Source organism: Enterobacter cloacae complex sp. SYL001, assembly GCF_049237025.1.
In the GTDB taxonomy this organism is placed as follows: Bacteria; Pseudomonadota; Gammaproteobacteria; order Enterobacterales; family Enterobacteriaceae; genus Enterobacter; species Enterobacter intestinihominis.
This window is the reverse complement of record NZ_JBMKJI010000005.1, coordinates 185,877-195,731: the sequence shown is the minus strand read 5'-3', so window position 1 is coordinate 195,731 and position 9,855 is coordinate 185,877. Positions and strand designations below refer to the sequence as shown.

The window sequence follows — 9,855 nt, the reverse complement described above, 5'->3', positions numbered from 1 at the left end:
GCCTCAGCGATTTACAGCCGGACCAGGGCATCGCTGACAGCCCTCAGTCATTTAGAAAGCACCTTTATTGCTTCTGCATAAAAAAATTACTGGGGATCCCTCAGCCCTTTGGGAGAGGGTTAGGGTGAGGGGAAATTATTTTCGAAATTCCTCTAACCGCCTGACCTGCCGCCCTTCCGCGTCAAAATTCTCCGCCGCCAGCCACGCGCGCAACGCCGCGTCCCTTTCCGGCCACTCGCCGTCAATAATAGAGAGCATGTCGCTGTCGCGGTTGCGCCCTTTACGCACCAGCCTCTGGCGCAGGCGCCCTTCCCAGACAAACCCCAGCCGCTCCGCCGCGTTGCGTGAGGCGGTGTTCATCGAATCGCATTTCCACTCCAGCCGACGATATTTATGCTCAAAGGCATTTTTCAGCAGTAGCCACACCGCTTCGGTACCCACGCGGGTGCCTTTCATCTTGCGCGACCAGGTGACGTGGCCAATTTCCACCGATCCCAGAAAGCGTTCAATCGCCATATAGCTCACCAGCCCTACCGCCTTTTCGGTGCGCAGATCGATAACGGCAAAGGGCACCAGGTCGTCATCCAGCACCTTTCCGAGCACCCAGTGCGCAGTAGCCTCAACGCTCACAGGCTGGGTGCTGGCAAGCCACGTCCAGTCGCTGTCATCGCCCAGTGTGTAAGCTTCAAACAGATCCGCCGCGTGGCGTTCTGCGTCCAACGGTTCCAGACGACAATACTGGCCGGTTAGCGGCGTGCGAGTTAGCGCTCGGGCACATTTCCAGTCGGGGACGATATCGTTAACGGTTTGACCATGTTGATTGATTTCGGGCACGGCGGTGACTCCCTGCAAGGTAAGGAGTTTGTTATAGCAGGTTAAAAAGCGGTCGAAAAGGAAGAACGTGCAGGCCGGGTAACGCGTAGCCGCCACCCGGCATAAAATTACTTCAGCAGCTTAACCGTCGCGTCGATGTCGATTTCATCTTCGGTGAAGATCATCGTCGTGTTCTGGAAGGTGGTGATCGCCAGCTTCTTCACCGTGCGCATCTCGCCCGGTTTTTTCTCACTTTTTGGCTTGATGCTGTTCATCAGTAGCCCCACCGACAGCACCGCGTTCTCTTTGTCGATTTTGGTCTCAACGGGCTCTTCTTCGCTGAACACCACGAAGGATTTGATCGAGGTGAGCTTCACGCGCTCGCCCGCGATATAAAGATGCTTGCTCTCCGGGATCACCTTCACCGCATACGCGGAAAGGCCTTTGGTGTTTGTGGTGGGTTCGAAGGTCACCGCAGCGTCTTTCTTAATCAGATCAGGGTTGGCGACCTTAATCACGTGAAAATAGCGGTTGTCGCCGTTTTCATCTTTGATAAATCCGAAGCCTTTATCTTTAAACCACGTTGTGATTGTACCGTTCATCGCTGTTACCGCCTGTCAAATCTTAAGACTAAAGTTTTGCAGCGCGCAGTGTAATGCACAATGGCTGAGGAGACAAAAAAAAGCCCCTGCACGGGAGCAGGGGAAAGTTCATGTCAGAGCTTATTAGAATTTAGTTGAACACCATCCCACCATCAATCAGCAGCGACTGACCGGTCATGTAGTCGGAGTCTGGTCCGGCGAGGTAAGAGACGCAGGCGGCCACATCTTCCGGTTCGGACAAACGGCCAAGCGTGATGCGTTTGGCAAAGGTTTCCGTTCCGTAGCCGAGCGGTTTACCCGCCGCCTCGGAGACCTGACGGTCGATTTCCGCCCACATCGGCGTTTTGACGATGCCCGGGCAATAGGCGTTAACGGTGATCCCCAGCGGCGCGAGATCCCGCGCGGCGGTCTGGGTTAAACCGCGCACCGCGAACTTGCTGGAGCTGTACACCGCCAGTTCCGGGTTGCCGGTATGGCCCGCCTGGGAGCAGGCGTTAATGATCTTGCCGCCGTGCCCCTCTTTACGAAACGCGTCAATCGCGGCCTGAATGCCCCAGATCACCCCTTTCACGTTGATGTTGTAGACCTTGTCGACAATTTCCGGCGTGATGGATTCGATAGGGGTAGACGGCGCCACCCCGGCGTTATTGACGATGACGTTGAAGCCGCCCAGCGCGGTGCGGGCTTTTTCCACCGCCGCAAACACCTGGTCGCGGTCAGAGACGTCCACCTTCACGGCGACGGCTTTCCCGCCGTTGCGGGTGATCTCATCCGCGACCGCTTTCGCCGTCTCTTCGTTGTAATCCGCAATAGCGACGGCAAAGCCGTCCTTCACCAGGCGAAGCGCGATCGCTTTGCCAATCCCCTGGCCGGAGCCGGTTACGAGAGCCACTTTTTGCATTTCTCTGTCCTTATATTGATTCACAAAATCTGGCTGAGATGGAGCTGGCCCATCAGCAGCGGGTTATCGCTGTAGTCGACGGGAATGGCCACCACGGCCGGGCCATCGACATCCATTGCGGCACGCAGCGTCGGTTCGAGCGCGTCGGCGCTCTCGACGGCAAAGCCTTTCGCACCGAAGGCGTCGGCATAGGCTTTAAAATCGACCGGGCCAAACTCCACGCCGGAGAGACGCTGGTATTTTTTCTCTTCCTGGATCGCCACCATGTTGTAGGCGTTATCCACCCAGATGATGTGCAGCACGTTGGCATTGAGGCGCACAGCGGTTTCCAGCTCCATGCTCGACTGCAAAAATCCGCCGTCCCCGGAGACCGACACCACCTTGCGCCCCGGGTTGACCAGCCACGCGCCAATCGCCCACGGCAGCGCCACGCCCATGGTCTGCTGACCGTTGGAGATCATCACCTGACGCGCGCGGAAGCTGTAGAGGTAGCGGGCGATCCAGATGTGGAAGCTGCCCATATCGACGGTGAGCGTTACGTCGTTATTCACGATGTCCTGCATGGCGCGCACGATGCGCAGCGGATGCAGGGCAAACTGGTTTAGCGATGCGCCGCGACGGTCGAGGAGGTCACGCTGATGCTGGCGATCGACAAGAATTTCCGAGGCGCGCTGGCTGAGTTCAAGTTTGTGCTCGATTCGGCTGGCAAGCAGATTCAGCGTGGCGGCAATATCCCCGACCAGTTCCAGATCGGGAACATACTTGCGCTCCTCATAGGCGGGCAGCACGTCAATGTGCACCAGCGTCGCGTCGCCGCTGTTCCACATGGACGGCTCGTATTCCACCGGGCTGTAGCCGATGCAGATAATCAGATCCGCCAGATGCAGCAGCCGATCTCCGGCCTGGTTGTTGAACAGGCCGACGCGTCCGGCGAAGCGGGTGAAGTGCTCCTGATTCACCGCCCCGGCGGCCTGATAAGTGCTGGTGACCGGAATGCGGCTTTTCTCCAGCAGCGTGCGCAGCGCGGCGCTGTTGGCGGGCTGGCTGGCCATCAGGCCGAGTAAAATGACCGGGTTTTTGGCGTTCTCAATAAGCTTCGCCACGTCGTTAATGGCGGACTCCGGTGCCGGGCCCATCAGCGCCGGGCCGCTGGCGGGTAAAATCGCCCCCATGGTGGGCTGGTCGACAATATCCTGCGGCAGGCTGACAAACGCCCCGCCCGGCCTGCCCTGCTCGGCAGCGCGAAACGCGTTCGACACCACCTCGGCAATCGCGTCCGGGGAGTTCACTTCTACGGCGTATTTGGTCACCGGGCTGAACATGGCGACAGTGTCCATGCTCTGGTGCACCAGCTTGGCTTTATCCGCCCGCTTCACCGCCCCGCCCAGCGCGACGACCGGGTCGCCTTCGCTGTTGGCGGTGGCGATGCCGGTGATCAGATTGGAGCAGCCCGGCCCGGAGGTGACCAGCGCGACTCCGGCCTTGCCGGTTAACCGCCCTACCGCTGCCGCCATAAACGCCGCGTTCGCCTCGTGACGCACCGGGATGATCTCGAGGGAGGAGTCCAGCAGAGAGTCAAAGACCTTGTCGATCTTAGCGCCCGGGATCCCGAACACCTGCTTCACGCCCTGCGCTTCCAGCTGGCCGACAACCATATCGGCGCCGTGCGCCCACTGACGTGACTGTTTCTCACTGTTCACGGTAGTTCTCCTGTTAGTTTTCGACGGCGCGGATAGCCGCATCAAGGTTGCTGGGGTGCAGGTTGGCCTGTAAAAACGCGCTGTCGGCGGGCAGGTCAATCATCAGCTTGTGGATTTCGCCAAAGGTGAGCACGCCGCTCTCCAGCTGATAGTCGAGCAGATGGCCGCCGCCCTGACGGTCGTCGGTGATAAAGTGCTCGTGATAGCCCGCCACGTTGATGCCCTGCATATGCTGCGGGGTGCGGAACCCGACCAGCACGCCCTCGCGCTGGTTAAAGCGGAACACCGGCTGGTCGTCCAGCACGTCGGTCATCGCCCGGTACGGCGGCGTCTGGCGCGGAACGGTGCGGGTATGCGCATGGCGGAAGTTGCCATCGATGCGCAACGCGCAGAACAGGTTATCGGAGGGGATCTGCTGGTCGATCACGTCGTGGATCTGCTGACGGCTGACCGGACCGTTAAAGGTTTTGCGGTACTGCGGCTGGAACCAGGTCATCACCGCGAACGGCGTTTTTTGCTCCGGCTTCGCGGCGCGGGCGCTGCCGTCGGCGCGCAGCTGGTACACCTGGCTGCTGAAGGCAATCATTTCACCGTCCAGCTCGTTAAAGGTGCCGAGACCAAAATCACCGTGTGCCAGCAGGTCGGCGATCGTCGTCTCCCCTTCGTAGACGCCGCTTAGCAGGGCGCTCATTAGCGATGTCTGATAGATCACGCTGTCAGGATGCTGAGCCGAGAACCCACGCAGGGTCTCACATAAACTCGCCTCACAGTCGCATGCAGATGAATGCATCATCATGCCCGTCCTCTTCAACTTTATTTATAAAGGTTAAATAAATGTTGACCCGATTCAGCAGAGAGTTCCAATATAGAATCCATGCTGGTTTGAGACGTTTTTGATATGGAACTTCGTTATCTGCGCTATTTTGTCGCGGTTGCACGCGAGCGACACTTCACCAGGGCGGCCAAAGCGCTGGGTATTTCACAGCCTCCACTGAGCCAGCAGATTAAACGGCTTGAGGAGGAAGTGGGCACACCGCTGTTCAGGCGCCTGACGCGGGGCGTGGAGCTGACCGAGGCGGGAGAGGCCTTCTATGAGGACGCCTGTAAGATCCTGGCGCTGAGCGACGCCGCGCTGGAGAAAGCCCGGGGCATCGCGCGCGGCCTGAATGGCAGCCTGTCGATTGGCATCACCAGCTCCGACGCCTTTCATCCCAAAATTTTCGCGCTGATTCGTCAGTTTCAGGTGCAGAACATGGCGGTGCAGGTTCACCAGGTGGAAGCCAATATGTCTTCGCTGACGACAATGCTGGCGGAGGGTGAACTGGATATCGCCTTTGTGCGCCTGCCGTGCGAAAGCAGCAAGGTGTTCGAGTTGAAAATCCTCGACCGGGAGCCGATGGTGGTGGCGCTGCATCGCGATCATCCTCTGGCTGCGTGCGATTCGCTGGCGTTAGAGCAGCTTCGGGATACACCGGTGGTGCTGTTCCCCCAGGAGGTCGCGCCGGGACTGTATGACCGCGTTTACGGCAGCTGCGAGCGGGCCGGAGTCGATATGCAACACACGCTGCAATCTTCACAACTTTCCTCTTCTCTGAGCATGGTCTCCGCTGGCGGCGGGTTCGCGCTGGTGCCGAAATCGATGGCCGCTATTTCTCCGCCGAATGTCACCTACCACGCGCTGAGCTCACCGGAGCTTTATACCGATATCGCGCTCTGCTGGCGGCGCTTTGAACGCTCACGGACGGTGAAACGGTTTCTGGCGATGATGAGCGAGGGGGAACGGGAGCAGGGATGAACCTTTTCAGAAACTGCGGACTGTATTGATGCTCAATTTATTGCGAAGCAGTTTTTGAGGCTGAATTTGAAGGGAGTATGGGCAGGCTGCCATATAAAACTCAGTACCATTACCCTTTAAAAATAAAAAACCCGCACAGGTGCGGGTTAATTTTTATCAGTACAGCTTAACTGCTCGGACTATTGTCTTCATCGCTATCGTACGCCGCACTGATATTTAGCGCGGGTTACAGTGGAGAAACGTTTCCAGCTGCTGGACCTTTTGCGCCATTCTCAATGGTAAAGGAAACTTTCTGACCTTCATCAAGCGTTTTGAAGTTGTCGCTCTGAATTGCAGAGAAATGTACGAATACATCTTTGCTGCCGTCGTCAGGGGTGATAAAGCCAAAACCTTTATCTGCGTTGAACCATTTTACTAAACCAGTCATTTTATTAGACATAGATAAATCCTTAATTTATGAGCCACTTAAGCGCGGCGATGATGGCCTGTATTTCGAGAGTTACTTATTTGGCACTTAGGAGGAGGCTCACGAAGAAGGAGTATCTACTGATAACACCTGAACTGAGGACTGCTTTACTAAAACTGCTTTCATAAGGTCTGTATTCCAAACCGATGACGCTATTAAGACACAGCGAAATTTATTGCGCAATGATTATTATTATTTATTTTAACCATTTAAACGCCCGGATGGCTGGTCGCGGTGCCAGACATCGTTCTGGCTTGAGGTCTACCATGTACTACAAAATGTCTACGCTTTCACTGTGCCGGGAGTTTGGGGTGTTTTGTTCACAGGCGGGAAAATCCTCCCGCGCGACGCAGACATCATTAGAAGGGATGCTCAAAATGAAAAGGTCTGCGTAAGACGTAACCGCAGTGCAAACTGTGCCCGGGGGCGCTGCGCTTGCGCGGGCCTACGGGTCGTATCGCGGTGGTTTTGGAGGCCGGGTCGGGCGTAGCCGCCACGCGGCAATCCCCTTCTGGAAGCCGCCTCGCAAACCTGCAAGCAACCTTATGTAATTCAGGGGTATCCCTTTTCATCCTTTCTTCGCGGTTTTAAAGTGCCTGCGTTGCGGCACATCCGCAGCCGGGCGTAGGAACCCGTTAGCATAACATGACATTTTTTGGACAACGAGGATGCTAAATGGCGACTACCCCTGGATTTTCATACGTACACGCTGAAGAAAGCGCTCTTCATCACCTTCTTCATCTGCAACTTCCCTATTCTGCGGATCTCTTTGAACTGGCTGACACCTGTGCGGCATACGTGAGCGTACTGGTGGACACGGACGATGCGGTGAAATTTGCCACGCTCTGTAAGCAACTGCTGGCAGCGCTGAAGCGGCTGCGGGAATGCTGCGATGCCGAACTGCCTTCGTATCTGGTTGAACAGCTGATCGCAGGGGAAAAGATCGCCTCCTGTGTGCCGGACTGCTGGCAGGATACGGCGTTGCAGGTGGACTATGCCGTAGCGTTAACGCTGGCGGTGATGGGCGGGACGTTGCCTGTGAGCGTGGCGAAAGAACTCACCGGGCTACTGCATGATATGGTCTGGCTGCTGGCGGAGTTTGTGAAAGAGCCTTACATAACGGCGCACTGAGGCGGGTGATGGGAGGCCGGAATACTGCTGGGTGAGAAGCGGGATTTCGGCCTTATGCAAAGGACAACGTTGTTTGATAAATGTCCATTAGGAGCGAGGAGCAGACATTAGAAGCTATCATCTATAGTTGAAGTGCTACAGAAGATCATAAACTGTACACCTTGTTTTCAACACTCCATAATTGCTTTATGATTCAATTGTAATTTTTATGATGGAATCAAACGGATGAATCAGAAAGCATGGTCTTTTAAAGCAATAGGTAATGATGATCTCCGGTACTTTGGGAATAATGGTTATCACGATGACTCAACTAGTTTTTACCAATATGACAACTTTGTCCCAAATCATAAGCAAGTCAAAAAAGGTGATATTGTCATAGTAACTGATAGGAATAACGTTCTGGGAATATCAGTTATAGATAATTTAACATGTACCTCGTATCTAAAATCTCGTAACCGATGCCCATATGAGAATTGCACACCAGCAAAGTTGACCCTTCGAAAATCAAAAAATCCAAAGTGGCGATGCAGCAATGATCATGAATTTGAGCAGCCTAAAGTAGAAAACGTGCCGGCACTCAAATTTAAAGCTGAGTATAAGCAAAACTTTATACCCATTACTTCTATCTCCCTGATGGATTTAATATCTCACACCCCGCGTTACAACGTTCAAAGTTCAATTCAAGAAATTGATTTTGAATGGGCGAGTAGCCTATTCAATGGCATCATTCAGTTGAAGCCTTCTGAAGCAGACACTGATGATACTCCCTTCGATGTAGATGATCAGCGTAAGGCGGTTCTACGGCAAATTAAGCAAAGGCGCGGGCAAAAAAGTTTCCGTGACAATTTGTTAAATCAAGAAGCAAAATGTGCAGTAAGTGGCTGTGAAATCGTTGATATCCTCGAAGCGGCACATATCACTGCATACAAAAACGATACACATAATCATGTAAGTAATGGACTATTGTTGCGTTGTGATATGCATACTCTTTACGATCTGGACCTATTTGCAATCGAACCGGATTCCTTCGTAATTTACTTCGCCCCACAGATCAAAGATAAAGAGTACGTAAGATATCATGGTAAAAAGCTACATGTAACCTATAAAATTAACCACGGAGCTCTTGTCGAAAGATGGAAAAGGTTTACTAAAAAATTTGATTTGAATGAAGTGAGCTCGCTAAATTTTATCATACATAGTTAAAAAACAATCTCACAAATTTTATATTTAATTAAGCAATTATCATGCTTATAGTCCACTCTTAACCAAGAGTGGACTTGATTTAATTCCATCAATTCCGCAAGGAGCGAGGAAGGTACGTTTCTGGATTAAGTGCATCAACCCTCATTATATTTATCACTCCAATATTGCCGATGATTTTGCAAATGAGTGATTAACGGCCAGTCTTTCTTATCTTTTGGTAATCTTAAGTACCTGCCATCTAACCCTGCATATTCCGTCCCAGTCAGCTGTTCTGATATGCTTATTTTTAGTTCGTCATCAATCCAGAGCAAACCACGATCAAATAAAGTATGAATATCTGTTTTCAATAATAAACCATGCTGGGCGCGGGTATGCCAGGAACCGGCATAAGGTGTTATATGAGCAGCCTCTAGTAACACCTGGATAGAACAACCTGTTACCGCACATCTGCCGTCATAAGCTTCGATTAGTTTTCTTCTAAATGCGGGTTGTCCTTCCCGAATAATAACTTCACGTAAAGCCTTTAGACGGATGTCGTCTTCATCCTCCGGCGACTCCGTGAATAATTCATCCTTCATTTCAAGTACTAACCGATCATATGGCCTTGGGACAGCAATCTGAACTGGCGTTTTCCCATCATCACCAATATCCCATATACCGTGCAGTTCTTGGATATACAGTTCATACCGTGTATTTCGTAGGTTTCCTGTACGAAACAACACGTCGTATGGATTGCCTTGGTCAGTACGTGCGTTTTTACGGCTACCAAGATATCGATACCGTGAATTGCTATTAACAGTTAATGCATCCAATTGAATGCGAATCTCGGTTTCTTTCAGAGTGGCGTTGCTGTTACGGATCCACTTAACAATATTTGCAGCAGAGGCGGAACCGAGTTGTGTCACGGCATACCATACACGTAGGTATTGTGGATAGTGCATTTCTTCAGGGATGATACCCGGCTCACTAGCAACAAATGTTGAGAAATTATGATGGCGCATCCACTCTCCCCATTGGCGAGAATGTGTACTAACACCTATGCGATGTGGTTCACGTTTACCAATTTCGTCATTAAATTCCTGGCGGGAGGGGGCTCGGCCTAGTTTCTCATAAAGTTCATCACAGCACTCCCATACAGCCCGTACCAACGGACCTTGTGGATATCCATCTTTGCGCAGATTCAAAATTATTCTCCGTCAATAAACATATCTTGATATAAGTGATATCCAACTCTGACATACAAC

Annotated in this window: 10 protein-coding genes; 3 read left to right on the top strand and 7 right to left on the bottom strand. The window is 52.8% G+C overall.

Annotation, left to right across the window (positions count from 1 at the left end):
- Window positions 1-135: 135 nt before the first annotated feature.
- The 5 genes from ACOTZP_RS08225 to budA all read right to left on the bottom strand — a co-directional run bounded on the left by ACOTZP_RS08225 (window position 136) and on the right by budA (window position 4,809).
- Window positions 136-834, bottom strand: coding sequence for a GNAT family N-acetyltransferase (locus tag ACOTZP_RS08225; RefSeq protein WP_271074490.1), 699 nt, complete (start codon window positions 832-834; stop codon window positions 136-138).
- Window positions 835-941: 107 nt separating this feature from the next.
- Window positions 942-1,415: a cold-shock protein gene (locus tag ACOTZP_RS08220; RefSeq protein WP_022647360.1), complete on the bottom strand. Its 474-nt coding sequence runs from the start codon at window positions 1,413-1,415 to the stop codon at window positions 942-944.
- A 130-nt stretch (window positions 1,416-1,545) separates the two neighbouring features.
- A complete protein-coding gene (locus tag ACOTZP_RS08215) occupies window positions 1,546-2,316 on the bottom strand; it encodes a (S)-acetoin forming diacetyl reductase (RefSeq protein ID WP_022647359.1) in 771 nt (256 codons plus the stop codon).
- Window positions 2,317-2,336: 20 nt separating this feature from the next.
- Entirely contained in the window at window positions 2,337-4,058 is a 1,722-nt protein-coding gene (alsS, locus tag ACOTZP_RS08210) for an acetolactate synthase AlsS (RefSeq protein WP_416347027.1), read from the bottom strand.
- Window positions 4,030-4,809: an acetolactate decarboxylase gene (gene budA / locus ACOTZP_RS08205; RefSeq protein ID WP_088581799.1), complete on the bottom strand. Its 780-nt coding sequence runs from the start codon at window positions 4,807-4,809 to the stop codon at window positions 4,030-4,032. The genes alsS and budA overlap by 29 nt, the downstream gene beginning before the upstream one ends.
- 105 nt (window positions 4,810-4,914) lie before the next feature.
- Between budA and ACOTZP_RS08200 the strand changes: the two genes are divergently transcribed.
- Window positions 4,915-5,811 carry a LysR family transcriptional regulator gene (locus tag ACOTZP_RS08200; RefSeq protein ID WP_023305644.1) on the top strand — a complete coding sequence of 299 codons (897 nt, stop codon included), beginning with the start codon at window positions 4,915-4,917 and terminating at the stop codon, window positions 5,809-5,811.
- A gap of 226 nt (window positions 5,812-6,037) precedes the next feature.
- Here ACOTZP_RS08200 and cspE read toward each other — a convergent pair whose 3' ends face one another.
- On the bottom strand, window positions 6,038-6,250 hold the full coding sequence (cspE, locus tag ACOTZP_RS08195; protein ID WP_022647355.1) for a transcription antiterminator/RNA stability regulator CspE: 213 nt from the start codon (window positions 6,248-6,250) through the stop codon (window positions 6,038-6,040).
- 702 nt (window positions 6,251-6,952) lie between these two features.
- On the opposite strand from cspE, the gene ACOTZP_RS08190 reads away from it, so the two are divergent.
- Together ACOTZP_RS08190 and ACOTZP_RS08185 are read left to right on the top strand one after the other, a co-directional pair.
- Window positions 6,953-7,408, top strand: a complete 456-nt coding sequence (locus tag ACOTZP_RS08190; RefSeq protein ID WP_063146550.1) for a hypothetical protein — start codon at window positions 6,953-6,955, stop codon at window positions 7,406-7,408.
- 225 nt (window positions 7,409-7,633) lie between these two features.
- Window positions 7,634-8,611: an HNH endonuclease gene (locus ACOTZP_RS08185; RefSeq protein WP_063146551.1), complete on the top strand. Its 978-nt coding sequence runs from the start codon at window positions 7,634-7,636 to the stop codon at window positions 8,609-8,611.
- A gap of 134 nt (window positions 8,612-8,745) precedes the next feature.
- Here ACOTZP_RS08185 and ACOTZP_RS08180 read toward each other — a convergent pair whose 3' ends face one another.
- Window positions 8,746-9,795 carry an HNH endonuclease gene (locus ACOTZP_RS08180; RefSeq protein WP_271074487.1) on the bottom strand — a complete coding sequence of 350 codons (1,050 nt, stop codon included), beginning with the start codon at window positions 9,793-9,795 and terminating at the stop codon, window positions 8,746-8,748.
- Between the last annotated feature and the right edge of the window lie 60 nt (window positions 9,796-9,855).